Source organism: Leptolyngbya sp. AS-A5, from assembly GCF_039962495.1.
GTDB lineage: Bacteria > Cyanobacteriota > Cyanobacteriia > Leptolyngbyales > Leptolyngbyaceae > Leptolyngbya.
Map to the genome: position 1 here is coordinate 207164 of NZ_JAMPLL010000003.1, position 26069 is coordinate 233232.

At 48.2% G+C, this 26069-nt stretch carries 20 protein-coding genes; 10 read left to right on the forward strand and 10 right to left on the reverse strand.

Going from position 1 to position 26069, the window contains the following annotated elements:
- Positions 1-7: 7 nt before the first annotated feature.
- From NC980_RS05625 to NC980_RS05635, 3 genes are read right to left on the reverse strand one after another with little or no spacing between them, the layout of a single operon-like run.
- Entirely contained in the window at positions 8-946 is a 939-nt protein-coding gene (locus tag NC980_RS05625) for a cytochrome c oxidase subunit II (RefSeq protein ID WP_190377793.1), read from the reverse strand.
- Positions 947-952: 6 nt separating this feature from the next.
- Positions 953-1558, reverse strand: coding sequence for a DUF2231 domain-containing protein (locus NC980_RS05630; protein WP_190377794.1), 606 nt, complete (start codon positions 1556-1558; stop codon positions 953-955).
- Positions 1558-2058, reverse strand: coding sequence for a DUF2231 domain-containing protein (locus NC980_RS05635; protein WP_347272624.1), 501 nt, complete (start codon positions 2056-2058; stop codon positions 1558-1560). Before NC980_RS05635 ends, NC980_RS05630 begins: the two co-directional genes overlap by 1 nt.
- Before the next feature lie 357 nt (positions 2059-2415).
- Here NC980_RS05635 and NC980_RS05640 point away from each other — a divergent pair, with 357 nt between their 5' ends.
- Both NC980_RS05640 and NC980_RS05645 read left to right on the forward strand, forming a co-directional pair.
- Positions 2416-4623, forward strand: a complete 2208-nt coding sequence (locus NC980_RS05640) for an S-layer homology domain-containing protein (protein WP_190377795.1) — start codon at positions 2416-2418, stop codon at positions 4621-4623.
- A gap of 133 nt (positions 4624-4756) precedes the next feature.
- Entirely contained in the window at positions 4757-5626 is an 870-nt protein-coding gene (locus tag NC980_RS05645) for a BMC domain-containing protein (protein ID WP_190377796.1), read from the forward strand.
- Positions 5627-5802: 176 nt separating this feature from the next.
- On the opposite strand, the gene NC980_RS05650 is transcribed toward NC980_RS05645, so the two are convergent.
- Complete coding sequence (locus NC980_RS05650) at positions 5803-6771, reverse strand: protochlorophyllide reductase (protein WP_190377797.1); 969 nt, start codon at positions 6769-6771, stop codon at positions 5803-5805.
- Between the two features lie 221 nt (positions 6772-6992).
- On the opposite strand from NC980_RS05650, the gene NC980_RS05655 reads away from it, so the two are divergent.
- Positions 6993-8876 (forward strand): sodium:proton antiporter, encoded by a 1884-nt coding sequence (locus NC980_RS05655; protein ID WP_190377798.1) that lies wholly within the window; start codon positions 6993-6995, stop codon positions 8874-8876.
- A gap of 184 nt (positions 8877-9060) precedes the next feature.
- The gene (locus NC980_RS05660; protein ID WP_190377799.1) at positions 9061-9303 is read left to right on the forward strand and encodes a hypothetical protein; all 243 of its coding nucleotides are present in this window, start codon (positions 9061-9063) and stop codon (positions 9301-9303) included.
- Between the two features lie 306 nt (positions 9304-9609).
- On the opposite strand, the gene NC980_RS05665 is transcribed toward NC980_RS05660, so the two are convergent.
- The 4 genes from NC980_RS05665 to NC980_RS05680 are packed head-to-tail and all read right to left on the reverse strand — an operon-like array spanning position 9610 to position 13138.
- Positions 9610-10491, reverse strand: coding sequence for a 50S ribosomal protein L11 methyltransferase (locus tag NC980_RS05665; protein ID WP_190377800.1), 882 nt, complete (start codon positions 10489-10491; stop codon positions 9610-9612).
- Entirely contained in the window at positions 10488-11168 is a 681-nt protein-coding gene (locus NC980_RS05670) for a GDSL-type esterase/lipase family protein (protein ID WP_190377801.1), read from the reverse strand. The genes NC980_RS05665 and NC980_RS05670 overlap by 4 nt, the downstream gene beginning before the upstream one ends.
- Entirely contained in the window at positions 11165-12529 is a 1365-nt protein-coding gene (locus NC980_RS05675) for a glycoside hydrolase family 76 protein (protein WP_242027057.1), read from the reverse strand. Before NC980_RS05675 ends, NC980_RS05670 begins: the two co-directional genes overlap by 4 nt.
- 33 nt (positions 12530-12562) lie before the next feature.
- Positions 12563-13138 carry a Uma2 family endonuclease gene (locus NC980_RS05680; RefSeq protein WP_190377802.1) on the reverse strand — a complete coding sequence of 192 codons (576 nt, stop codon included), beginning with the start codon at positions 13136-13138 and terminating at the stop codon, positions 12563-12565.
- Positions 13139-13277: 139 nt separating this feature from the next.
- Between NC980_RS05680 and NC980_RS05685 the strand changes: the two genes are divergently transcribed.
- The 3 genes from NC980_RS05685 to NC980_RS05695 all read left to right on the forward strand — a co-directional run bounded on the left by NC980_RS05685 (position 13278) and on the right by NC980_RS05695 (position 16223).
- Positions 13278-13559, forward strand: a complete 282-nt coding sequence (locus NC980_RS05685; protein ID WP_190377803.1) for an HU family DNA-binding protein — start codon at positions 13278-13280, stop codon at positions 13557-13559.
- A gap of 97 nt (positions 13560-13656) precedes the next feature.
- Positions 13657-15549, forward strand: coding sequence for an ABC-F family ATP-binding cassette domain-containing protein (locus NC980_RS05690; RefSeq protein ID WP_190377804.1), 1893 nt, complete (start codon positions 13657-13659; stop codon positions 15547-15549).
- A gap of 2 nt (positions 15550-15551) precedes the next feature.
- Complete coding sequence (locus NC980_RS05695; protein WP_190377805.1) at positions 15552-16223, forward strand: DUF547 domain-containing protein; 672 nt, start codon at positions 15552-15554, stop codon at positions 16221-16223.
- Here NC980_RS05695 and NC980_RS05700 read toward each other — a convergent pair.
- The gene (locus NC980_RS05700) at positions 16220-17935 is read right to left on the reverse strand and encodes an EAL domain-containing response regulator (protein WP_190377806.1); all 1716 of its coding nucleotides are present in this window, start codon (positions 17933-17935) and stop codon (positions 16220-16222) included. The genes NC980_RS05695 and NC980_RS05700 overlap by 4 nt on opposite strands.
- A 1089-nt stretch (positions 17936-19024) precedes the next feature.
- Between NC980_RS05700 and NC980_RS05705 the strand changes: the two genes are divergently transcribed.
- The 3 genes from NC980_RS05705 (at position 19025) to NC980_RS05715 (ending at position 25583) form a co-directional block, all read left to right on the forward strand.
- A complete protein-coding gene (locus NC980_RS05705) occupies positions 19025-20356 on the forward strand; it encodes an AAA-like domain-containing protein (RefSeq protein ID WP_190377807.1) in 1332 nt (443 codons plus the stop codon).
- Positions 20353-23874 carry an AAA-like domain-containing protein gene (locus NC980_RS05710; protein ID WP_190377808.1) on the forward strand — a complete coding sequence of 1174 codons (3522 nt, stop codon included), beginning with the start codon at positions 20353-20355 and terminating at the stop codon, positions 23872-23874. The genes NC980_RS05705 and NC980_RS05710 overlap by 4 nt, the downstream gene beginning before the upstream one ends.
- Positions 23875-23987: 113 nt before the next feature.
- On the forward strand, positions 23988-25583 hold the full coding sequence (locus NC980_RS05715) for a hypothetical protein (protein WP_199298602.1): 1596 nt from the start codon (positions 23988-23990) through the stop codon (positions 25581-25583).
- Here the strand turns inward: NC980_RS05715 and NC980_RS05720 are convergent, their stop codons facing one another.
- On the reverse strand, positions 25584-26033 hold the full coding sequence (locus NC980_RS05720; RefSeq protein ID WP_190377809.1) for a hypothetical protein: 450 nt from the start codon (positions 26031-26033) through the stop codon (positions 25584-25586).
- Positions 26034-26069: the final 36 nt, after the last annotated feature.

Below are 26069 nucleotides of genomic sequence, written 5' to 3' on the forward strand. Positions count from 1 at the left end.
TAATTTGCTAAGCAGCAGGGCTAGTCGGTTCTTGTTTGGGTGCAAAGTTCACAACCGGAGGCGGTGCAGGTTCCACGGTTTTCCAACCTCGAACTACGTTTTTCTCAGCACTGCGGGCGTGTTCTGCGGCAGCGGGATTAAAGGCGGGAGTGGGAGATTGACTTGTGGCAGCGGCTAACCAGCGATCGTAGTCTTCCTGGGATTCAACCACAACATCGGCTTGATTCGAGGCAAAGTAAGTGCCACTGTAGAGTGAATCGCGCAGTCGGTATTTGCCCACCCGAATCGGCGTGAACTCAAAGTCGATCATCTTACTCGGAATCACATCTTGCTTTAACCGGAATGCAGGCACATAGAATCCGTGTAGCACATCATCTGAGTGCAAGGTTAGATGAATGCGATGATCGACAGGTAGATGTAGCTCTGTGCTTGTAATGCTCTGAGCGGGATAGCGGAATACCCAAGCCCATTGTTTCGCAGTGACATCAATGTTCTCGGTCGGCAGACCTGGCTTCACTTCGTTTAAATTAACGGCATATGCGGCTTGCATCTCCATAGGATTGTGAAGATGCACCAGTTCCATTGGACCTCGAATCGCCATTGCATCATAGATTTGATAGCTATAGGTTGCAATCCACAGCACTAACAGTAAGGGAGCCGCTGTCCAGACGATTTCGATCGTCGTATTGCCTTCAATGTGCGGGCCATCGCTAAAGTCATACTTTTCGGCACGTTGAAACAACACCGAATACAACACAACCAACGAAATGCCAAGCAGAATAAACGTTCCGATCCCCGTCAGAATGCTGAATAGTTCATCATACAGTTTTGCCTCAGCCGAAGCCTGCGGTGGAAACCAGGAGTACGCCTGCTTTGCCATCCAGAAACTGGCAGTCGTTAGAAAAGCGACAAAGGCACTAATTACTAAAATCGGGCGGAGTTTCATGAGCTTCTACAGTTTAAGATCGGGGTTTTCGCCTGCTTTAATCAATTGATCTGCTGTGGTGTGAATGCCAAATTCGCCGCCTAAGTGCGCTCCCAATGTTCCTTGAACAAACATAATCAGAAAGATCAGAAGACCCACCGCAATGTAGCTCCACTGCACTTGGCGCGCCATGTCTTTCCGCCAAGCGAAGCGCTGAAATCCTCGCCACACGGTCATGCCCACGATCAGAGTTAGCAGCAATACGCCACCCACGCCATGCCAGATCATTGTTTCGAGTGCCTGTAGCCCCCAAACGCTTTTAACATCGGGGAGCGGATCAGCGAGCAGCATTTCATAAAAGCCAGAAGCAACGGTGAAGAAGGTAATCACAGCCGCTCCTACCATATTGAACCAACCCACATCAAACAAGCCCGATCGCGTGACCGGAATCGCCAAATACTTAAATAGGGCTTTATCCACCGGAAATAGCACCCCAACAATATCAAACGAAATCGCCACAATGAACAGTCCCAAGGTTAAATGCACCAGATTGGGATGGATTGGGATCACATACGGTAAATGATTCGCTCCTAGCTGACCCGCCATTTGATCTAGGAGTTCTGTTTTGGTCATCACAGTTGTCCTCCTCTTGTGGCTTCTACGACGGGAACAGAATGGAGCCCATAAACCCATACCAATAAGTCCCCTAAGTAGGTCTGAGCAATGACCAGTCCCACCAGCGCAACACTGGCAACAATATAAGGGGTTGGAAGCTGGGGTTTGTTCTGCAGTCGAAGGACATAGCGCCATCCGGTCACGGCTGCCAAAACTCCAGACAGCGACCAACCCAGGATGGAATGTAGATTCAACGTCGAGACGGCTGCATCATAAGGCTCTGCAAGTCCCGCTTCAATTTGTCCAAAAATGACTGCAATAAAGATAGAGACTGTAGCAAATACCAAGTTCCACCAGCTGACCTCTGCCAATTTTGGATTGCGAGTAAAGTAGCTAACCATATCGCAGACGAACGCAAACAACACCATCGCGATGACAAAATGCACCACGATCGGATGGATGGTATCGGGATACGGCAAATTATGCTCGTTGAGCGGTGGGAGAAGAGAGTCAAGCACGAGTTCTCAAAGGTACAAACGACACTAGGAATAACTTAAAAGGCGATCGCGCTGGAGTTGCGCGCTCCTTGGCAATGTTTTAATCTTTATGAGTCAATTGGTGGTTTGAAAATTCGGTGGTTTGAAAATCACAAATGCATCAAAACCATAACGTAAGCATTTGATCCAAAAATCCATCTAGAGAAAGGCAGAGAAGTGCAGATTTGACTTCAATATTCTCTTACTCGAAGTTTCTTAACAAATCTGTGTGCGACTTGGGCGCAAATGAGTATCATGAATTACTTTTGAAGCTTCCTGGAATCGCTGATTTACTTTCTGTTGCATTTCACAAGATTACCTATTCACGCTTAAAACGTTATGGTTCAAGCAGGCTCTCCCATTCTCTTTGTCAATCCTAGTAGCGGTAACGATGGTGCTGCCGGAACGTCATCGGCTCCGCTCAAAACGATCGCCCGCGCTCTTCAACAAGCCCGCTCTGGCACTACGATTCAACTCGCTCCCGGAACTTACAGCACAGAAAGCGGTGAATTTTTCCCGATCGTGATCCCGTCTGGAGTGACGGTGATCGGTAACGAGTCGAATAAAGGCAGTGGGATTTTAGTTCAAGGAGGCGGGAACTTCTTGAGTCCGACTTGGGCAGGACAGAATATCACCTTCCGGCTCGAAACCAATGCTCAGGTACGCGGTGTGACGGTAACAAATCCGAATTCACGCGGAACAGGCGCTTGGGCAGAATCAACGGCTCCGACGATCGCCAATTGCACCTTCACTAACTGCAAACGTGAGGGTGTGTTTGCCACTGGAACGGCAAATCCGATTGTGACCGATTGCGTATTTGTACAAAACGATGCCAATGGTGCTTCTTTTTCTCGCAATGCCAAAGGGGAATTCCGGCGCAATGTCTGTCAGAACACTGGGTTTGGACTTGCGATCGGCGATGATGCGGCACCATTAATCCTTGAAAATCGAGTGTTTCAGAACCGCGCTGGTATCGTGTTGAGTAATGCAGCGCGTCCAGTGTTGCGGGGCAATACGATCGAGCGAAATACCGAAAGCGGCGTTGTCATCTTAGCAAGCAGCGCCCCGAATTTAGGCAGCAGTCAAGATCCCGGCGGTAATACCATCCGCGATAACGGCGAGTTCGATCTTCAGAATGCGACGAATCCCCAAATTACGATCGTCTCTGTCGGGAATCAATTAAATGCATCGAGAGTTCAAGGCGCAGTCGATTTCGTGGTGAGTCAAGTTCCAACCCCGACTCCAACACCTACTCCGACCCCCACGCCAGTTCCAACACCTACTCCGACTCCGACTCCCACGCCAGTTCCAACACCTACTCCGACTCCGACTCCCACGCCAGTTCCAACACCTACTCCGACTCCGACTCCAACTCCGACGGCTGGATTGACGGATATCAGAGGGCATTGGGCAGAAGCATTTATCCAATCGCTCGTGAGTCGAAATCTGGTCACTGGATTTCCAGACAATACCTTTAAGCCAGAGAATTCATTAACCCGCGCTCAGTTTGCTGCAATCGTGGCGAAAAGCTTTAATTTGCCGCTGAAGCAACCTGCAACTAACTTCTCTGATGTGCCCTCAAATTTCTGGGCAACAGAAGCGATCACAAAAGCGAATCGCATGGGCTTTATTACTGGATTCCCAGATGGGACTTTCCGACCTGGCTTAAATCTCACTCGGACGCAAGCGATCGTTGCCCTCGTCAATGGGTTAGGGCTATCTGGTGGGACGCAAAATCTGCTGGCACTGTATAGCGATCGCGCTCAGATTCCGAGCTTTGCCACTGATAAAGTCGCTGCCGCAACGCAGCGCCGCTTAGTGGTGAACTATCCAAACTTGTCACAACTGCGCCCTTTGCAGGAAATTACCCGTGCTGAAGTGACGACGTTTATTTATCAATCGTTAGTGGCACTGAGTCAAGCACCGACGATCGCATCCGCTTACATTGTCAATCCTGATGCAACCAACATCGCCTTTATTGATGTAACAAATCATTGGGCAAAAGATTTCATTCTGGGCTTATCCAATCAGAGCTTGATTCAAGGATTTGCCGATGGCACCTTTAAGCCCGATGCAGCGATGACTCGCGCTCAGTATGCCACCTTGATTGCGCGGGCATTCAATCCAGCGCCAAAGCGAGCAGGGATTAACTTCGCGGATGTGCCTGGAGATTTCTGGGCGAGGAGTGCGATCGACCAAGCTTACCGCGCTGGATTTATTTCCGGCTTCCCAGATGGAACCTTCAAGCCGAATCAGAATGTCACGCGGCTGCAATTAGTCTTGTCGCTGACAAGTGGGTTTGGCATTCCGTCTGCCAATGCAAATATCTTGGCGGTGTTAGACGATCGCAGTGCAATTCCGCAATCGGTGCAAGACCGAGTAGCCGCAGCAGTTCAGGCAGATATCATCGTGAACTATCCAAATCAGAAGCAGTTCAACCCTAACCGAGAAGCGACCCGCGCCGATGTTTCGGCAATGGTTTATCAAACGTTGCTCAGAGATGGACGAGTTGCATCAGTCGATTCTCCGTACATCGTGACGGCATAAACCGGGAGCGGCGAGATTGGGCTTGCTCAATCTCGCCGCTTTAACTGCATTACAGCCTTGTTACCGGAAGGTTGGCGCTTGCAAGGAAATTCCGACAGAGTAAGATGAAAGGGACAGTTACATCCCTGTGCCCATGAACCGCCAAGATCAGTTTCTCAATACGGCCCTTGGTCTTGTCTCGACCCAAAGCTTTCCCGCGATCGTGGGCACTGCTGACATGATGCTGAAGTCATCCGGTGTGACGCTGGTTGGCTATGAAATGATCGGCGGCGGTTACTGTACGGCGGTGGTGCGTGGCGGCATTTCGGATGTGCGGTTGGCGGTGGAAGTGGGAGCCGAAACCGTTGAGCAATTCGGCATGAAGGTTTCGACGGTGATTATTCCGCGCCCGATGCCAAATTTGGATGAAGTGTTACCGATTGGCAGTAAACTTGCTGCAATGATTGGCAAACATAGTACCAATCAGTTTAGTAATCTCGCAGTCGGGCTGCTTGAAACTCGCGGTTTTCCGGCGATGGTGGCGGCAGCCGACGCGATGCTCAAGTCTGCCGATGTGACTTTGACGGCGTATCACACGATCGGCGATGGCTTGTGTACTGCGATCATTCGCGGAACCGTGGCGAATGTGGCGATGGCGGTTGAGGTCGGAATGCAAGAGGCTGAGCGAGTCGGAGAACTGCATTCTGTCATGGTGATTCCGAGAGCGCTAGACGATTTGGATCAGACGTTACCGATCGCAACTTGTTGGGTCGAAGAACTCCAGCCGTTACAGATTCCAATCACGGTCAAAGAAGTCGAGAAGCCGCTAGTGGCTTTGCCAGAGTTGGTCGAGCTTCAGCCGTTAGAGTTGCCTGCACAGGTTGAAAGGGCATTACCACAAGCACAAGCAGCTGAGTTTGAGCCAGAGGAAAAGGAAGCAATCGAGATTGAACAGACGATCGAGCCTGCGGAGAAACAAGCCATTGAGCTTGAGATCGAGCAATCAGACGAGGGCGACGATTAAGCTTAACGTTGTGCAATTCGCAGGTGGAGAAATCGCCCGAGAAAAATAAATCAGCCCTGCAGCTCTCCCTGGGGGAAAGAGTTAGGGTGAGGCAAAGTATTCACGCAAGAAGTCTACTGATAATAGTGAGCGATCGCCAAAATACAAAGCGCATTTTAGCGATCGCTCACTATCCACTACGCTAGACCCACTAACTTCTCGCTCAACTCCCACATCCGCTTACCTTTTGCGTCATCACTTGCTTTCTCAGAAAGCTCTTGCACAAAGGATTCGCGTCCGGCTTGCTGGCGATTGCCCCAACTCCAATGCACACCCGATTGCTTAAACTCAGGATCAGCAACCACCTGTGCCACGCGCTCTCCTGCAAGTTCCTGAGACACATAGCCCCCGGTAATGTTCTTTTGGAACCACGGGAAGACTTTTTGGAACACAGGTAAGCTATTGCGGAACAATGGAGTATCTGCAACACAGCCCGGATATAGGGAGTTAAATACAATTCCGGTGGAATCGTGATAGCGGCGATGCAGTTCGCGCACCGTGATCATGTTGCACAACTTACTATCTTTGTAAGCTTTACCTGCTTTGAACTTCTTGCCGTCGATCATTGCGATCGGAGCTTTAAACCCTGCCTCGAAGCCTTCCAAATTCCCTAAGTCTGCCGGAGCCGGAATTGGAATCTTTCCGCCCAGTTCTTTCGAGTTTGCGGTCACTGTTCCAAGAATGATCAAACGCGGATCAGCGTGAGCAGAATGCTTCAGATCTTCCAGCATCAAATTGCACAATAGAAAATGTCCAAAATGGTTGGTTGCCACACTGATCTCATACCCTTCGGGACTGCGTTGTGGTTCTTTGAGCAAAGGTAAGTACACGGCTGCATTACAAACCAGTGCATCGAGAGATTTTCCACTTTGGCGAAACTGATCAACAAACTTGCGAACACTGTCGAGTAACCCCAGATCAATGTGCATCAGAGTATAGCTATCGGGTGACATCCCCAAAGACTGTGCAGCATTGTTTGCCTTCTCCAAGTTCCGACAAGCCATCACCACATGCCAACCTCTTTGGGTCAAAGCCTTTGCAGCGTACAAGCCGACTCCAGAGGAAGCACCCGTAATCACCACGGTCGGTTTTTGATCTTGTGCCATTTTCTTAAATCTTTGTGAATCGTTGACTGCCTTCATGTTCCCATAAAGCGCGATCGCCGAATTCGTGTCGAGCAGTTACAAAATATTGAGTAAAACCCGCGATTTGGTTGCAATTTCGCAATCTAATTTGCGATCGCGGCAACTTTTTGCGTCACGTTGGTCGCACAATGAGGACAGAAGTTCGGGAAAACGTTTTTATTTTGTCCCCCTTTTCTGCCGCTATGGATGCCACGCTTGAACTTACTTTGCAGATCGTCGTGACCGTGATGGCGGGAATTGGCGCTCAGGTGGTGGCAGAATGGCTAAAAATTCCAGCGATCGTGTTTTTGCTGCTGTTTGGGGTAATTCTGGGGGCGAGTGGGCTAAATTGGCTGCACCCGGATCAGTTGGGCACCGGATTAGAGGTACTGATCGCGCTGTTAGTGGCGGTGATTTTGTTTGAGGGTGGGTTTAATCTGCAATTGCGGGAACTCGATCGCGTGTCGGGCAGCTTGCGGAATTTGGTGACGATCGGGGTGCTGATTTCGATTTTGGGGGGCGCGATCGCAGCCCATATGTTGAGTGAATTTCCCTGGTCGATCGCGTTTGTGTATGCGGCATTGGTAGTGGTGACGGGGCCTGTGGTGATTAACTCGCTGCTGCGGTATGTGAGAGTCGATCGACAGGTGGCAACGCTTTTAGAAGGAGAGGGGGTGTTGATTGATCCGATCGGCGCGATTCTAGCGGTGGTGGTGCTGAATGTGGTGCTGAATGGGCAGTCCGATTTAATCGGTGTTGCGATCGATTTGATTGTGCGGTTGGGAATTGGGGCGGGAATTGGGGCGATCGGGGCAGGATTAATGGGCGCTTTGTTGAGGAGAGCGACATTTTTATCCGATGATCTCAAAACGCTGGTGGTACTAGCAGGATTGTGGGGGTTGTTTGGGTTAGCGCAAACGATTCGCGGTGAAGCGGGATTGATGGCGACAGTGGTTGCAGGGATTGTATTGCGTGCATTTGCGCTACCGGAAGAACGATTGCTCAAGCGATTTAAGGGACAATTAACCACGCTAGCGGTTTCGGTGTTGTTTATCTTATTGTCGGCAGATTTATCCATTCCAGGGATTTTTGCGCTGGGTTGGGGTGGACTGTTAACGGTATTCGTGCTGATGTTCGTTGTGCGTCCCTTGAATGTATTTGCTTGTACGTGGAATAGCAATTTGAATTGGCGGCAAAAAATCTTTCTCAGTTGGGTTGCGCCTCGTGGAATTATTGCGGCTTCTGTGGCATCGATTTTTGCAATTTTGTTAACGCAACGAGGAATTAACGGCGGTGATTCGATTAAAGCGCTGGTATTTTTAACGATTATATTGACGGTCGTATTGCAGTCTGTGAGCGCACAAACGATCGCTAACCTATTAAAAATTACTGCAGAAGATACAACAGGTGCGGTGATTGTTGGGTGTAGTCCGCTAAGTTTGCTGATTGCGCGATTGTTCCGCGATCGAGGTGAGTCTGTTGCGCTGATTGATACTGCTCCCGACTCTTATCCCACCGATGCAGATCTCAGAATATTTATCAGCAGTGCGTTAGATACCGATGTCTTAGAAGAAGCGGGACTGGCATCTGTGGGAACCTTCCTAGCGATGACGAACAATGGTGAAGTGAATTTAGTGCTGGCGCAACGGGCGATCGAAGAGTTTGCGCCGCCGCGTGTTGTCTCGGTTTTTCCGGCGGATTCTGCCGCTTCAGTGAAGATTCAGCCTGCATTTACCCCGCAATTTAACCTGAAAACTTGGAATCAATTTTTGTCAGACAGTGCCGTTAAGTTGGGTGAAACTGAGTTCAAATTAGAGAATTTTGAGGCGCAGCAAGCCCGACTTAGAGCAATGGCTGAAGCAGAAACGCTGTTGCCTGTATTGTTGGAGCGTGATCAGAGTTTACAGGTTTGTCTAGCAGATCTAACTTGGCAAGTGGGGGATCGATTAATTTACTTACTGCATGATCCAAAACCGAAATTGCTCAAGATCTTGGGCGGCTCGAATCAAACGCGATTAACGTTAGAAAAGCTGCCTGAGATTGAGGAAATTCCAGAAGAATTGGAAGTTAATTCTGATTTGGTTTGAGGCGGGTGCCGGTGTGAGGTTTTTTCGCTTTGGTTTGATTGGTTTCACCTAGCCAAGCAGTTTCTAGAGGTGAAGGTCTACGATCGCATCGGATTGATCGAAAGCACCTACCTCTTCTGCAAGGTGTAGGAGTTTTATCACAGTTTTATGGTTTAGAGTGACCATTTACCATGCGAACTGCACTATGAGCGAGAAAGTGTCTGAGAAAGAGGATATTCCCTTTCAAACTCCCAACCCAAGCGCACTTAAGCAGGCGGCGAAGGAAGATCCATTGCAGGAAGAATACCTGGGTTCTAACGAAGCAACTGTAGCGGATGTCTTACCGCAAGGGCAGAATGTGGATCAACCTGATCCCTTTGCAGATAGCACTACCTCTAAAACACCTGAGGAGAATCAAACGATTCGAGCTAACATCTCAGGGCATTAACCAAAACTATTAACTAAGATCGATCATTGTTTTGCTGCATTAACGCGATCGACCAGCGAAACCGCCCTTTTAGCTTAGAACATTAACCTAGAACAAAATGTTGCATTGCCCTCTCTGATTTCGGGAGAGCAATGCAACATTTTGAGATTGCGATCCATTGCAAACTTTTACTGATATCAAATACCGATATCAAATCGAAAATAGACTACAACAGATGAGTTACAGAAGTCACTCAAAGCCCCTCTATATAGCGAATTTAGGCAGCGATCCTGGTTTCAGCATCGAAGCGAATTCTTCTTGTCAAACTCAATGAAGCTGATAAACGATCGCAATCCAGTCTCCAAGTTGTTCTCGATCGATTCGTTCAAATCCCAAGGGTATGAGCGTTTCGGTTAATTCTTCTTCGTATTCGATCGTGAATCCCGATAAGATTAATCGTCCCGCTAGTCGGAGTGCTGCTTTCAAATCTTCGCTCAAGTCAATCAGGATTCGAGCAAACATATTGGCAACAATCAGATCAAAGTTCTGAGCAGGCTCGATCGACAATGTTTCCGGAGCTTCGCCGCCCATCCAATGCCCTAAATCGCTGCCTTTGCCGAGACTGGCGCGATCGACTTTAACATCAACCGAATTTCGATCGATCGCGCGTTCGGTAGCTTCAACTGCGATCGCGTCGTTATCGATCGCATGAACCTGTGCGCCTAATTTCGCCATTGCCACACTCAAGATTCCAGTTCCACAACCCAGATCTAAAATCTCTAAGTCTGGCTTAACGTGGCGTTCAATCAATCGTAAACACAGTGTTGTTGTGGGATGAAAGCCGCTACCAAATGCTAGGCTTTCCTCGATGTTTAAGGCAATTTCATTTGATTGTGCTTCATAATTTCCATTCACAATCACAAATTTATTACCGATTCGATGTGTAGTAACGATGTCTTCTGATTCTTGTTCAACGACCGTCATTTCTAATTCTGTTGTCATTCCAGTGCGATGAAGCGATGACAATGCTGTTTCGATTTGATTAATTTTGCTGCGATCGTCGTTCGGCAAATAAAAGCAAACATGGAATGCCCAAGGCTCAGAAGCGGATTCGATTTGTAGATTCCCTTCAAAATTAACCGTTGCTAAAAGAGATCGAATCCAGTCGATCGCTTCACGGTTGGCATCTAAACTGAATTCGATCGTCATATCACCCCTTGAATTGCGGCTTCTGCGAGTGGAGCCATGATTTTATAACCTGCGTCGTTTGGATGTAACCCATCAACCGAAAGATGAGATTGTAGGAAACCTCGATCGTCTACCATCTGGCTGTGGTAATCGAGATAAACGCAGTCATTTTCTGAGCAATAGTTCTGAATCCAATCGTTGAGTGCCGCAATTTTGTCGAGAGGACGAGTAGCGGAAACCAGTTCACTCACTGGGAGTAGTGAAGCCAGAATCACGCGGATTTGGTGATATTTTGCAAGCTCGACGATCGACATCAGATTATCCTGAATTTGAGCGATCGTCGCGCTGCCTGTATTGCCTGCAATGTCATTCGTTCCAGCGAGAAGAATCACGGCTTTGGGACGAAGCGCGATCGCATCTGAACGAAACCGAATCAACATCTGCGGTGTCGTTTGTCCAGCAATTCCGCGATTGACATAAGACTGATTTTGAAAATAGCTCTGTAAATCCCAAAAATCAGTAATTGAATCACCAAAGAAAATGACGCGATCGAAATCTGGAATCAATTTAGTATTGGCTTGATCATAGTGCTGTAACTGAGAAAAATCAGTCATTCGCTCTTGAATCAGATCAAAACCGTAAACGCTCAGAGATTTAATCTGATTTAAGCGATGTGTAACTTTCTGAATCACATTCATTTCAAACTACGAGAAACATCGATCGATAAAGCATCCAGCGCTAAAGGATTCTGGCTGCCTTTACTCGAATTGAAAATCACTGAAACAGAATTATCACCTGCATTTAGCCAGACATTTTCGATTTTGATTGACTGCCAGTGATTCCAGCTACCTGTTGCTGGAAACGCTTGTCGATCGATCAAACTTCGACCATTCACATAGACATACCGAACTGCGCTTTGGGGGGATGCGTATCGAAACACCAAATCATACCGACCCGAACAACCGATCGACACCTTAAACCGAGTCAAATCATTCTCAGTCTGACTCATTACATAATTTGGCTGAACGCTAGTTGCGACGAAATTCTCGGCTTGAACAGTTCTTGCGGTCGAAAGTGAAATTGCAGCATTCAGAGCATCGATCGCGCTTGTTTGTCGAGTTGCATCGGCTTTATCGATCGTTCCTGCCCAATTCAAACCAAACTGATTTTTCTCATTGCGATTTGCCCAGATCGACTCTGCATTTCTGGCAATGAATTCGCGATAAGCTGGCTTGGGACTGACGCGATACAAGTCCGTCAAATTCCGCATAAAAATTCCTTTGAATTGCGGCCCATCATTGCCGCAGTCATTGTTGTCTTCGCAAGGTTCGCGCAGAATGCCATTGCGGGCGAGTTTTACGATCGACGCATCCGCGATCGCTTCCGCCTGCTTCAATAACTCCGCATCTTTTGTCCCTCGATACAAATCCACTAATGCACCGATCAAAACACCTTGATTGTATGTCCAGATTGTTTTTCCATTGTTGCGGCAGTTGCTATCTAAACCATCATTCACTAACTTCTCAACATTGATCATTCCGCTTTGCTGATACCATTTCCAAATCTTTTGCGACCATTCTAAATAGCGTTTATCATTTGGTTCACGTAGATTCAACTTTGCTGCAACCGAAAGTAATAATCCGTTAGTAATTGCATTTTTGTAATTTAACTCGCGCTTGTGCCAGTACAATCCGCCATTACAAACGTTATCCCAGCCTTTGGTCATGTCCCAGAAGATGAACTTGGCTTGGTCTAAATACTTCTGTTCACCTGTGAGATCATAAGCTCGAATCCAAGCGATCGCCCACCAGCCATCATCATCCCGAAACCAAGGATTGATAAAATTCGCATACCTCGGCTTCTGATAGAACGTATTGAAGATATTGCCGCGATACGTGAGGGAATCGGTTAGGCGCGAATATTCTATCGTTGCTTCCAGCGCATTTGCCGCATTCCACCAGTTCGAGGTATCCCACAAGCCCGTACCCGTGTTGTAAAACATCTGTAAAGCTGCCATTCCTGCCGCAATTCCGGGCTGGCACGTCGCGGGTACAACCATGTTTCACTTGCCAAAATGCTTCAAGAATAGACCCTACCAGACGATCGCCAAATTCAGCACAAATCCCGGTAAAACATTTTCACCCTCTAGTGAAGTCGGATTATCTAACACTTCAACCGATTGATCCGAGCGATAAATCTCCACGTGGCGGGTTTTACGATCGATCAACCAACCTAATCTCACGCCATTCTCGATGTACTCTCGCAGCTTGGCTTGAGTTTCTTCTAAAGTGTCAGACGGGAACATCAGTTCCAGCACAAAATCGGGTGCGATCGGAGGAAATTTTTCCTGCTGTTCAGGGGTGAGGGCATCCCAACGCGATCGCTCAATCCACGCGACATCGGGCGCTCTAGTTGCTCCATTCGGCAACTTGAATCCCGTTGAAGAATCAAAACAAACACCTAACTGAGCTTGACGATTCCAGATACCGAATTCAGCAGCTATCTCAAAGTTACGATTTCCGGTGGTTCCGCCTGAAGGAGACATAATTAAAATCTTTCCGGTTGCATCCCGTTCAAACTTGACATCGGGATTTGCCCGACAGAGTTGGTAAAACTGCTCGTCGGTTAGATCAATCACGGGTTTAAGATCGAACGCTGAAAGCAGCATAACTGACACTTGAGTTCTACACTCTAATGATACTTTGTGTTAGGAAATTGCATAGTACGATTGAACTTTGCAAAATCTTGCACTACAATGCAGCGGATTATGTTGGAATCTACGTTGGAATTATTGTGAGGACACACAGATGAACAAAGGTGAATTAGTAGACGCGATCGCTCAAAAGGCAAGCGTAACTAAGAAAGAAGCAGATGCAATCTTAACGGCGATGGTCGATACCATTTTGGAAACTGTTGCTAGTGGGGATAAAGTGACGATCGTAGGATTTGGTAGCTTTGAAGCGCGGGAACGTCAAGCCCGTGAAGGACGCAACCCGGCAACCGGGGCGGCAATTCAAATTCCAGCGACACGAGTTCCGGTATTTGCAGCAGGAAAAGGATTCAAAGACCGAGTGGCACCGCAAGAGTAGAGAGTAGGGAGCAGGGGTAGATTGTTAATTCTCCCTACTCCCCACTCCCCACCTCAATCAGTGCTACCGTTGATGAGCGGGTTTCGTTCAATCAATCATGAGTGTTCTAACGCTACGATCGGTCAAAAAAGATTTCGGCATCAAAGAAATTGTGCGCGATGCCAGTTTTACGCTAGAAGCAGGCGAAAAAGTCGGACTGATTGGAACGAATGGATCAGGAAAATCGACTTTGCTGAAGATGATCGGCGGATTGGAATCGATCGACGCAGGCGAGCTGACGAAAACTTCAGGCAGCCGGATGATCTACCTGCCGCAGCAGCCTGATCTTGACCCAGAGCGAACGGTTTTAGAACAAGTTTTTGCAGATAGCGGCGATCAGATGTCGCTGGTGAAAGAATACGAGCAGCTATCTGAGAAGTTAGCCCATGCAAACGGCAATTCTGATGCGACTATGGCGCGATTGTCGCAGGTGACGCAGAAGATGGATTCGCTCAACGCTTGGGAACTGGAAACCAAAGCGAAGATCATTTTAACGAAGCTCGGAATTCAAGATCTCAACGCCAAAATTGAACAACTCTCCGGGGGCTATCGGAAACGAATTGCGCTGGCGACTGCATTGTTATCAGAGCCGGATGTCTTATTAATGGACGAGCCGACCAACCATTTAGATGCACTGTCGATCGAATGGTTGCAAAGCTATCTCAGCAGATTTCGGGGTGCATTGCTCCTCGTAACGCACGATCGCTATTTCCTCGATCGCGTCACCAATCGAATCATCGAACTCGATCGCGGCGAACTCTACAGCTATAACGGCAATTATTCTTACTATCTGGAGAAGAAAGCCGCGCAAGAAGCTTCTGAGGCGAGTTCACAACGCAAGCATCAAGGCGTATTACGACGAGAATTAGAATGGCTCAAACGAGGAGCCAAAGCCCGCAGCACCAAACAGAAAGCCCGGATCGATCGCGTTCACGATATGCAGGAAACTGAGTTTAGACAAGCTCAGACTAAAGTGCAGATCTCAACTGCAGGACGGCGCATTGGTAAAAAGGTTGTTGAACTGGATCACGTCGCGAAAGGGTTTGGCGATCGTACCCTAATCAAAGATTTCACCTATAATTTCAACCCTGAAGATCGAGTTGGGATCATCGGTGGAAATGGTGCAGGAAAATCGACGCTTCTCAATTTAATTACAGGCAGACTTGAGCCGGATTCGGGCACGATCGAAACCGGAAGTACGATTCATTTTGGCTACTTTGATCAGCATTCTGACGATCTTTTAATCAACGAAAATCAGCGCGTGATCGAGTATCTAAAAGACGTGGCGGAACTAGTCAAAACCTCAGAAGGTGAAGTGATCACCGCGTCTCAAATGCTAGAGCGCTTTCTGTTTCCACCAAATCAGCAATATGCGCCAATCAATAAGTTATCGGGTGGAGAAAGACGGCGTTTATTCTTACTCCGAGTATTGATGAGCGCACCGAATGTTCTAATTCTCGACGAACCGACTAACGATTTAGATGTGCAAACTTTAGCGGTTTTAGAAGACTATCTAGAAGATTTTAACGGCTGCGTCATAGTGGTGTCGCACGATCGTTATTTTCTCGATCGTACCGTTGATAAAATCTTCGCCCTCGAATCAGGCGGCAACGTGCGCGAGTATCCAGGAAATTACTCGATTTATCTGGATTACAAAAAGGATGAAGAAGTTACTGTCGAAAAAGCACCAGAACCGAAGCCAATCGCAGCAAAATCTGTTTCTAATAAACCGCGTAAATTATCTTTCAAAGAGAAGCGCGAACTTGAAACTCTAGAAACGAAAATTCCTGAACTCGAAGCCGAAAAAGCAGCGATCGAGAAAAAACTCTACAACAATCCACCCGCCGGATTTACCGAAGTTCAGAAACTTTCTGAACAATTAGCAAAGCTAGAAGAACAAATCGAAACGTCTACGATTCGCTGGATGGAACTTTCTGAAATTGAGGGATAACAATGGATTTTGAGCCCTGGAACAAGCTCTTACAGACGTATGTAAACGATCACGGACAAGTCGATTACGTTCGTTGGAAACAAGAACAGCCTAACGCAGTCACAGAATGGATCTCATCTCTAGAATGGAGCAATCCCACACCCGATGAGCAATTAAGTTTGTGGATTAACCTCTACAATGCCTTTGTCATTGAGAAAATTCTGCCGCGCTATCCGATCCGATCAATTCAGCCTAAAGTTTTCGGCATTCCCAATTGGATTGCCTTTTTTCAATTCTTTTTCAATCGCGATCGCACTGCATTCAATCAGAAATTCAGCTTAGGACAAATCGAAAACGAACGCCTGAGAAAACAATTTCAAGATCCGCGCATTCATTTTGCGATCGTCTGCGCTTCGATCGGCTGCCCGTTATTAAGAAATGAAGCCTATTTTCCCAACTGCGTTGATCAACAACTTGAAGCCGACAGAAATCGATTTATTCAAAACCCCGAAAAAGTAAAATACGATGCCGATCGCAATGTTTTGCACTGTAGCAAAATTTTCAAATGGTATCGCCAAGATTTTCTCAGCGTTGCCCCCTCGATCGCCGAATACATTAATCCAGCAATCCCTAAAAACGCCAGAATTTCTTATCTGGATTATGACTGGAGCCTAAATCAAATCTCCACTTATTAAAGTCGTCGATCTTTCTTCAGAAGAGATTGCATTTCCTCTGCCGAAATCGGCGGACTATAGAAATATCCTTGAATGGCATCACATCCTCGATCGCGGAAGAACTCCAACTGATTTTGGTTCTCGATTCCCTCCGCCACAATGTGCAACCTTAACCCTTTTGCCATGCTGATAATGGCATCAGAAATCGCAACTGCACCCTCGCTCGAATGAATTTGCTTCACAAACGTTCGATCGATCTTCAACGCATCGATCGGCAACTGATACAGATAATTCAGCGACGAATAGCCCGTACCAAAATCATCGATCGAAATCTCAATTCCTAATGCTTTGAGCGCATTTAAAGTACAGATCGTCATCTGCACATCCTGCATCACACAGCTTTCCGTCAACTCCAAAATCAGCAATTTTGGATCAATCCCCGTTTCCTGCAGAATCGCTTCCACTCGCTTCGGTAGATCCTGCTGCTGAAACTGCCGCATTGATAAATTCACCGACACTTGCAGCGGCTGCAAATAGAAGTCTTGCCACTGTTTTGCATGTTGACACGCCGTTCTTAGCACCCATTCTCCTAGCGGCACAATCAAGCCCAGCTCTTCCGCGATCGGAATAAACGTGTCCGGAGATACAATGCCTCGCGTTGGATGATGCCACCGCACCAGCGACTCTACCCCGACGATCTGCCCCCTCCTCAAATCCACTTGCGGCTGATAATACACCCGAAACTCAGCCCGCTCGATCGCTTTGACCAAATCCATCTCGATCAAGCGCCGCTCCATCTCCAGCGCATCCAACTCAGCGTCATAGCGCCGGTAAGCCGATATATTGGGCTGCTGACACCAGTGTTGGGCTGTTTCCGCTTGAGTTAGCAAGTCCTGCGGCGTTCCCTCCGCCTGATTCGTCCAGGTCATTCCAAGGCTGATGTTCAATCGAATCTCGCGACCGTCGATCACACAGGGCAGCGTCACGCGATCGAGCAGCATTTGAGCATAGGCTTCGAGTTCTGCTCCCGACACATCCCTCAGCACAATTCCAAACTGATCCCCATTGAGTCGCGCTAAAAATCCATTCGATTGCACAATCTTGCTCAGACGGTTAGCAATCATTTGCAGCACGATATCGCCAACCGTGTGCCCAAAGCTGGAGTTAATCACATGGAAGCGTCGCAGATTCAGACACAGCACTGCAATAGAAGACTGAGTATCAGACTGCAGAGTCAGTAGGTTTTGCAGATGCTGATACAACAAGCCGCGAGTCGGTAAGTTGGTCAACGGATCGAGCATTGCACCGCGACGGAAGGCTGCGGTTGCCTGATGTTGTTGAGCAGCATACCGTTGAATGAAGGCTGCCTGCTTCTTCAGGCGGGTTGAAATCGCGCCGACTAGCTCATTCACCGAACAGGGTTTAACGAGATAGTCATCTGCACCTAAATTCATTCCGTACCGCATATCGCGCTGTTCACTTTTTGCCGTTAGAAACACAACCGGAATGGTCGAAGTCTGCGAAGTCGATCGCAGCGACTCTAAAACACCATAGCCATCAAGCTCTGGCATACAGATATCGCAAAGCACAAGATCGGGGAGATAGGCATTGGCTTTATGAATTCCGACTTGACCATTTTCTGCTTCGATCGCCCGGAACCCTTCGAGTTCCAGAATTTCAAGCAGATTGTTCCGGATCAGCTCATCGTCTTCGATTACAAGAATGGTCTTCATTAGAAGTAAATCAGCCTACACAACTCATCAACTGAGCGAATAAAAACGAATGTCAAACGAGATTGTAATGGGGCAGTGTATGAAGGTAAAAATAAACTGTAAAGCGTTACCTGGCAAAAAATTGTGGAGAGGGACTAAAGAATTGTTCAGTCCCGAACTGCACTAATCAGCCGTGTAATAATATAGTTTGCAGTCCTGCAATTAACCTCACAAGAACCTATCCTATTTACGCGAGATTGTCCATCAATTACGATCGCCTCAAGTCTGCGGCTTTTAAGTTCGGTCGCTTTGTTTCGGGTTAACGCTTTGTTTCGGGTTAACATTGTCTCGAAGTTCTAGATAGGGTTGACATCATATCCTCATCCCTCATGCACCCTGATTACTTAATTTCAGCTAAGTCGGAATTAAGTAATTTTCTATTTGAATATTTCTACTATCTGGATCGAAGCAGAATCGCCTTTTTACTCACCTCTAAGAGCATTAGCACTGCGTATCCTACTTACTTAACCGGGAAAATACGGATGCAATGCAGACTTTACCTTTGCTTAGTTTGCCTCTGAACGCCCCGATTGGCTACTGAAGATCACGACTTAAGTCCACCACTTAAGCCGAAAATGCTGCGATCGAGGGATTGAGCAACAGTTAAACGATTCGGGCGCTTGCAGAAAATAGCCTGAATAGCACGACTGTCAAGCGCCAGAGCGCTTATTGTTTTACTGCTTCACCTCTAATTCGCTGAAATTGGTTCAGATTCATCATTCATTTGTCGTACTAAATTACGCCATTTTGCGGATACACAAAAGTTACACTGCAAACTTGCGTAATGATTTAGATTTTTGTCGTTAAAACGAAGCCAAAAAAAGTAATTTGTGAATTTGCTGTGCGGCAAGAATTTCAGACAAACTTATACTGGCTAGAAGCGACGGATGACTGAGGCAAATCATCTAATCCGAAGTCCTTTCACTGAATTAACTCAGCGGCAAGCTTTTTGCCGGTAAAACCTTTTATTCTACTTAAAAAGCTAGAAATCACGTTATTGCTTGTGTGTATTTCCAAAGCCTATGCTGTTTGTCAGGTTAATGTCTATCCATGTCAAATGCACCGTCTCCACGCCAGCCCGCGAAGCGCAAACGAGGAGTTATCCTTAGCGCTCGCGGCTGGCAACGCCTCCAAGCTGCTGAAGCGAGATTCAATCAACAGCAACATTCTGGTAAGCCTTACACACTCCAAGAGCTAAGCGATCGGACGGAATTGAGTCCAAACACCTTAGCACGAGTGCGGAGCCGCAAGGTTGCCGTTGATCAACATACTTTAGAGAACTACTTTCGGGCGTTTGACCTGAGGCTCAGCCCCGAAGACTATACTGATGCAGACAGTCCGCCCTTCAACCGACAGAGCCTGCTTGCAAACGGGCAGTTGCCGATCGATTCACCGTTTTACGTCTACCGTCCGCCGATCGAAGCGCTGTGCTATGAAGCGTTGATGCAGCCTGGAGCCTTGGTGCGCGTCAAAGCGCCTCGGCAAATGGGAAAAACCTCGCTCGTGTCGAGAGTCCTCACCCAGCTCAGAGAGCAGCACTATCACACTGCGATTATTAGCTTGCAGTTAGCCGATGCGTCTGTATTAACGGATTTGCGGCGATTTTTGCAGTGGTTCTGCGCGATCGTGTCGCAAAATTTCGGCTTGCACAATCACCTCGATCGCCACTGGGATGATTTGTTTGGCAACAGCTACAACTGCACCAACTACTTTGAAAATTACATTCTTACCGAGATTACCGAGCCGATCGTGCTGGCGCTCGATGAAGTGGATGCCGTGTTTGAGCATCCAGAAATCGCGGCTGATTTTTTTGGAATGTTGCGGGCATGGTATGAAAAATCGCGCTATGGCGATGCGAAAAGTGAACTTTGGCAGAAACTACGGCTGGTGCTGATTCACTCCATTGAAGTCTATGTCCCGCTGCACCTGAATCAATCGCCGTTTAATGCAGGGTTGCTGGTTGAGCTACCAACGCTGAATGCAGAACAGGTGCTTGATCTGGCGCAACGCTATGGCTTTGAGGATCTCGAAACTGCGGCAGAAGCGCTATTGAACTTAACGGGCGGCAATCCTTATTTGGTGCAGGTGGGTCTGCATCACTTGAGCCTTCAGAGCGTTAGCATCGAGGAATTATTGCGATCGACCACCAGTGATGGCGTATATGGGAATCATTTACGGAATCTTTTGTGGGATCTGCAAAAATATCCAGAGTTAATGGCAGCATTAAGGCGGGTGGTGTTCTCGGACGCGCCCGTAGAAGTGGAACCACTTCAAGCATTTAAGCTTCAGAGCAAAGGGTTAGTGCGGATGAAGAATTCTCTGATTTCGCCAAGCTGCGAACTGTATCGTCAATTCTTTCAGCAAGCACTTTCGACACTGTGACTGTTCAAGGCTCGAATTCGCGCTATCAGGTGGGGGGCAGTTTGCCGCCGGATGCGGCGTATTACGTCGAGCGCAAAGCCGATGAGGAGCTATATCAAGCGCTGCTTGCGGGTGAATTCTGCTATGTGTTTAATTCGCGGCAGATGGGAAAGTCGAGCTTGCGGGTGCGATCGATGCAGCGACTGCGGCAAGCAGGGGTACAGTGCTGCACGATCGATATGACTGGAATTGGCGTGCAGCAGGTGAGCGCAGAGCAGTGGTATGCCTCGATCGCGGCGGCGCTAGTCAGTAGTTTTGACTTAGAGATTGAGCTTGGGCGGTGGTGGCGCGATCGCGCGCATTTGACGTTTGTGAAGCGGTTAGAACAGTTTTTGGAGACGGTTTTGCTCGCACAGATCCAGCAAAACGTTGCAATTTTAATCGACGAAATTGATAGTGTGCTGGCACTCAAGTTTCCCGCTGATGATTTTTTTGCGTTGATTCGCTCTTGTTATCACCAGCGATCGGAAAATCCTGCATTTCGACGGTTGAGTTTTGCGCTGTTTGGAGTGACAACGCCTGCCGAACTGATCAGCGACAAACAAAGAACGCCGTTTAATATTGGCAGAGCGATCGAGCTTGCAGGATTTCAGTTTTCTGAATCGGCTCCTTTGATCGAAGGCTTAAGGCGAGTGGTGAAAAATCCAGAATTGGTGCTGCACCAGATTCTAAGGTGGACAGGGGGACAGCCGTTTCTGACTCAGAAGTTCTGCGAGATTGTAGTGCGCGAGGCTTCCGAGCAGTCTACAGAACCAGGCGAAACTGTCGCGATTTCTCCACTGACGCTAGAGTATTGGTTTCAACTGCGCGCGATCGACAATTGGGAAGCGCAAGATCGCCCCGAACATCTGAAAACTATTCGCGATCGCATTGTCGCTGATCAAGGCCGAATTGGACGGCTATTGGAGTTGTATCAGCAAATTTTACGATCGCCTAAGCTCGATATCGATCAAAACTATCCTTTATTTCAGCAACGACATCAGGGTATTGAAATCGATAACAGCGTCGAACAAATCGCCTTACTGCTGTCTGGATTAGTTAAGCGATCGGACGGATATCTCCGCGTTAAGAATCCCGTGTATGAAGCGGTGTTTAATCTTAGCTGGATAGATCGACAATTTGCCAAGCTGCGTCCGTATTCCGAGGCACTGACACAGTGGAAAAATTCCGGTTATGAAGATGAATCGCGATTGTTGCGGGGACAAGCGCTAATCGATGCGCGAAACTGGTCGATCGGAAAACAACTCAGTGACGACGATTACCGCTTTCTCTCTGCCAGTCAAACGCTACAAGAACAGACCACGCTGCGCGATCTTGAAGCCGATCGCGCTCAAGTGATCGCGGCACGACTGGTACTAGAGCGCAGAAATACAAAGCTCCAGCGCCAACTTTTAGTGTTGCTGAGCGCGGTATTAGTGATCGCGATCGCGCTGGGGTCGATCGCGTCTGTGCAGTATCAGCAGGCAACTCGGAGCAGCATCATCGCGATGACCAGCAATTCCGAGTTGCTTTACGCTCTAGGGCATGGATTAGATGCCATGATCGAAGCGCTCCGTGCCCGTGCAATCGCGCAAGAATCGCACATTCAGGATCGTGGAGTTTTGGCCCAAGTCGATCGCGTGTTGGGGCAAGCTGTTTACACGGCGGCTGAGTCGAATCGGCTGTCGGGTCATACCGGCGGGATTCGCGCCGTGAGCTTTAGTCCTGATGGAGATTTTATTGCTACAGCATCTGAAGATCAAACCGTCAAGCTCTGGCGCAAAGATGGATCTCCGGTTACAACCCTAAAGCAGCATACCGGAAGTGTGTTTGCGATCGCGTTTAGTCCTGATGGGGAACTGATCGCGACCGGGGGTGCAGATAATATGGTGCAGTTGTGGAGCCATGATGGTTGGCAAATACAGCGGCTGAGCGGACATGAGGACACAGTTTATGGAGTCGCATTTAGTCCCGATAATCGCACGATCGCAACTGCCAGCGCCGATCGTACCGTGAAACTCTGGTCGCGCCAGGGTCAATTCATCCAGACGCTGAACGGGCATCAACAAGGGGTGAATGCTGTCGCATTTAGTCCGGATGGCGAGTTGATCGCAACCGCCAGCGCCGATCGCACGATCAAACTCTGGACGCGCACAGGTCGCTTGATCAAAACCTTATCGGGGCATGAAGATTCGGTGCGATCGGTTGCCTTTAGCCCAGACGGAAGCGAAATTGCATCAGCGAGCCTCGACGATACGATCGGGCTATGGAGCCGATCGGGAAGCCTGATTCGCAGAATTGAAGCGCAAAGCGATGGTGTCAATTGCGTCGTGTGGAATCCACATCAGCAAACCTTTGCCTCGGTTGGATTTGATAAAACCCTAAAGCTATGGCAGCGCAATGGAACATTAGTGCGAACGCTGCCAGGACACGAAAATGGAATTTGGGCAGCAGCCTACCACCCAAGCGGACAAACGATCGTCACTGGCAGTGCGGATAGAACGGCAAGAATTTGGCAATTGAACAATGGATTAATGACCCGATTGGAAGGACATCGTAGCGATGTGCATCAGGTAGCCTTTAGCCCGGACGGTGAATGGCTGGTGTCTGCAAGCAAGGATCGATCGGTGAAGCTCTGGTCACAAAGCGGTAATTTTATCCGGGATTTGAGGAGTGATGGCGGTTGGAAATTGGATACAAAATTTCGTCCAACGGGTGAAGAGATTATCGCAACTGGATTAGACGGGATAGTAGAGCGCTGGGAGTTAGATGGTACAGCAATTAAACCAACCCCAAATCCTAGCATCGGTGCGATCCAAAGCTTAGACTATCATCCGCTCGGCACTTTTCTTGTCATTGCCGGACAGGATAAACGCTTGCGAATCTGGAATCTGCGAAGAGGCGTTGTGAAATCCTGGGTTGCCCACGGCGCGCCGATTCAAAAGGTTGCTTTTAGTCCCGATGGTCGCTCGATCGCGTCTTCGAGTTTAGATGGCAGCGTCAAACTCTGGCAAGCCGACACCGGAAAATTCTTAACTTCATTCGTTGGACATGATGGGGAAGTTAGAGCGATCGCGTTCTCGAGTTCAATTCTGGCGACGGGTGGACTCGATCGCACGATTAAACTTTGGAAGCTCGATGGCACCCTCATCAAAACGTTACTGGGACATCAAGATCAAATCTACAGTCTGGCGTTTAGTCCAGATGGAACCCTACTCGCTTCAGCCAGTTTAGATAAAACGATCAAAATCTGGACGAACACAGGCGAATTGATCGCAACCTTGAGCGGTCATACCGATGGCGTTCACAGCGTTGCCTTTAATCCGGATGGAACGTTGCTAGCCTCTGGAAGCCGCGATCATACGGTCATACTCTGGAACTTTGAGCAGGTCTTGAAGACGCATCCCTCAGCCTCAGCCTGTGGCTGGGTGGCGAATTATCTCTCGACAAACACTGCCCTGAGTGAATCGATTCGATCGCTCTGTAGCGACAATCCGTAATTGATCGCCCTTGCTTGTAGATCCCTCTGAATTAAAGGGGTGCAAAACCTGCAAGATAAGACATAACTATCACAGGCTTTTCCCCATAGTTAGAAGAGGGCAAATTGATTGTGATGTCTAATGTGATGTGGTCTGATCCAACTCGTCAACCGCTACCGATCATTATGATTCGTGGATTTGCGGCGGGGGATAGTGCAGACGAACGGCGATTAACTTATCAGGGATTCAATGATGGCAGTGTCTATCCACAGAAACGGGGTGAGAACTACATCTACGAAGGAATGGTTTTGCGGTTTATCAAATCGGATTGGCGCTACAACGATGCCACCAATGTAGTCGGCTACTATCCGAGCCAAATGGCAACGCCGCCTGTGATTCCAGAGGAACTCAAGGTCTTTGATCCGCATTTCTTTAGCGGTCGCATTATTATCGATCCGGCAATGGCGCTGCATTTTCTGCGATCGGATGAGCCGTGGAAGAGTTTGTGGGTGTTTCGCTATTACGATTTGTGCGATCGTACCTTTCCGGTTTATGGGGAAGCACTGGTGCGGTTAATCGATTTTATTCGGGCGCTTTGTGCCATTAAATCTCAGGGAACAAAGCCGAAAGTGAATATCATCGCGCATTCAATGGGGGGCTTAGTGGTACGGGAAGCGATTCAGCGCACGTATCCAAAACGCAGTGCAACGGCGGCTGATGAAGCGATTAATAAGATTGTGACGCTCGGAACGCCGCATAAAGGGGTGTCATTCCAACTGCTAAAAGATTTGCGCTGGTTGCCGATCGAGTCTGCAAACGAGCTAGAACATTTCAACCCAGACAACCAAGCTGATCCTAGCAATCCCACTTCTGCTGTGAACTTTGCGCGACATTTTCCGCTCGATCGTATGCTTTGTGTGGTGGGCACAAACTACCGGGCTTACAACAATCAAGCGGCGGCATTGCTGAATCGACTTTCACCGATCGCGGGTGAAATGGGAATGAACTTCAACCGGAGTGATGGTTTAGTCAAACTGAGTTGTGCCCAAATCGACAGTGCGCCTCGCACGTTTATTCATAAGTCGCATGGTGGTTTTGATTCGATTATTACGTCGCGGGAATCGTTTGAGATTGCGACACGCTTCTTTTATGGAGATGTGCGAACTCGGCTGCGCCAAGTACGAGCACAGGTGAAACGAGGCTTTGACTTCTTCGGCAAGAGTGAGTTTTTCTTCGGGGTGTCGGTGAAGCCGCGAGGGGTTGATTTTGAATTGTTCCATCAAAGTAGAGAAGCTGAAAACTGTTACGGGCCGTTCCGTACTGGAGACTTCAGCGATACGGATTTGTCATTGCCTTGGGCAGATGACCAAAAGCTGATTTGGGAGGGCTATCTCAACCTGAAAGCGAGTTTGTCGCAGACTGATTTGGTGATGCGACTGGAATTTTATGTCGGTGAGCGCGATCTCTTTGGGGTTGGTTTTTCTGACAATATTGTGTTCGCGAAACAATACTATGTTCGTGCTGTTTTACAGCCTTCATTGGAACTGTATTTATACAACAGCGAGGAGTTTGCCAGCGATGATCCAATGCGGAATGCGACTCCGATGCGTCAAGTTCCGGGCGGTTGGGAATTTGATGTGATGGGGACAGGATTTACTGGCACGTATCGAATTGAGTTCGATCGCATCCCCGAAACCGGAACACCAGTGCCCCTGACTCTGGGTACTTGATTAGCAAAAACAGCTCATCGGTGAACTGAAACAGCGATCGCGTGAACTAAAACAGCTCATCGGTGAACTGGAATAGCTCATCAGAGAACTAAAATAGCTCATCAGAGAACTAAAACAGCGATCGCGTGAACTAAAACGGCGATCGCGTGGACTGGAATAGTGCATCGGATCACTAAAACAGCGATCGCGTGAACTAAAATAGCTCATCGGTGAACTGAAATAGCTCATCGTTGGGCAAAAAACACCTTTCATCCGCCAGTATTGAATCAATGGAGTCCGATTTCCCGATGCCGGGGACGAGTTTGTATGTGAGTGTGTTGACGCGGTATTGTCGATCGACTCGTTGAGGTCGATGGAGGTCGATCTCTGCGAAATCGCCTCCGTCAAAACGCCTAACCCTCCAACCACGATCACCCTCACTTTGCGCGATCGCGCCTTACCGATCGGCATTGGTAGTTTCAGCCATAAAGATACTTTTATTTTTGG

Bases quoted from the DNA above. Each gene is read 5' to 3' on its own strand.
- NC980_RS05625 (WP_190377793.1), bottom strand. From the start codon at position 946: ATGAAACTCCGCCCGATTTTAGTAATTAGTGCCTTTGTCGCTTTTCTA.
- NC980_RS05630 (WP_190377794.1), bottom strand. From the start codon at position 1,558: ATGACCAAAACAGAACTCCTAGATCAAATGGCGGGTCAGCTAGGAGCG.
- NC980_RS05640 (WP_190377795.1), top strand. From the start codon at position 2,416: ATGGTTCAAGCAGGCTCTCCCATTCTCTTTGTCAATCCTAGTAGCGGT.
- NC980_RS05645 (WP_190377796.1), top strand. From the start codon at position 4,757: ATGAACCGCCAAGATCAGTTTCTCAATACGGCCCTTGGTCTTGTCTCG.
- NC980_RS05650 (WP_190377797.1), bottom strand. From the start codon at position 6,771: ATGGCACAAGATCAAAAACCGACCGTGGTGATTACGGGTGCTTCCTCT.
- NC980_RS05655 (WP_190377798.1), top strand. From the start codon at position 6,993: ATGGATGCCACGCTTGAACTTACTTTGCAGATCGTCGTGACCGTGATG.
- NC980_RS05660 (WP_190377799.1), top strand. From the start codon at position 9,061: ATGAGCGAGAAAGTGTCTGAGAAAGAGGATATTCCCTTTCAAACTCCC.
- NC980_RS05665 (WP_190377800.1), bottom strand. From the start codon at position 10,491: ATGACGATCGAATTCAGTTTAGATGCCAACCGTGAAGCGATCGACTGG.
- NC980_RS05670 (WP_190377801.1), bottom strand. From the start codon at position 11,168: ATGAATGTGATTCAGAAAGTTACACATCGCTTAAATCAGATTAAATCT.
- NC980_RS05675 (WP_242027057.1), bottom strand. From the start codon at position 12,529: ATGGTTGTACCCGCGACGTGCCAGCCCGGAATTGCGGCAGGAATGGCA.
- NC980_RS05680 (WP_190377802.1), bottom strand. From the start codon at position 13,138: ATGCTGCTTTCAGCGTTCGATCTTAAACCCGTGATTGATCTAACCGAC.
- NC980_RS05685 (WP_190377803.1), top strand. From the start codon at position 13,278: ATGAACAAAGGTGAATTAGTAGACGCGATCGCTCAAAAGGCAAGCGTA.
- NC980_RS05690 (WP_190377804.1), top strand. From the start codon at position 13,657: ATGAGTGTTCTAACGCTACGATCGGTCAAAAAAGATTTCGGCATCAAA.
- NC980_RS05695 (WP_190377805.1), top strand. From the start codon at position 15,552: ATGGATTTTGAGCCCTGGAACAAGCTCTTACAGACGTATGTAAACGAT.
- NC980_RS05700 (WP_190377806.1), bottom strand. From the start codon at position 17,935: ATGAAGACCATTCTTGTAATCGAAGACGATGAGCTGATCCGGAACAAT.
- NC980_RS05705 (WP_190377807.1), top strand. From the start codon at position 19,025: ATGTCAAATGCACCGTCTCCACGCCAGCCCGCGAAGCGCAAACGAGGA.
- NC980_RS05715 (WP_199298602.1), top strand. From the start codon at position 23,988: ATGTCTAATGTGATGTGGTCTGATCCAACTCGTCAACCGCTACCGATC.
- NC980_RS05720 (WP_190377809.1), bottom strand. From the start codon at position 26,033: ATGCCGATCGGTAAGGCGCGATCGCGCAAAGTGAGGGTGATCGTGGTT.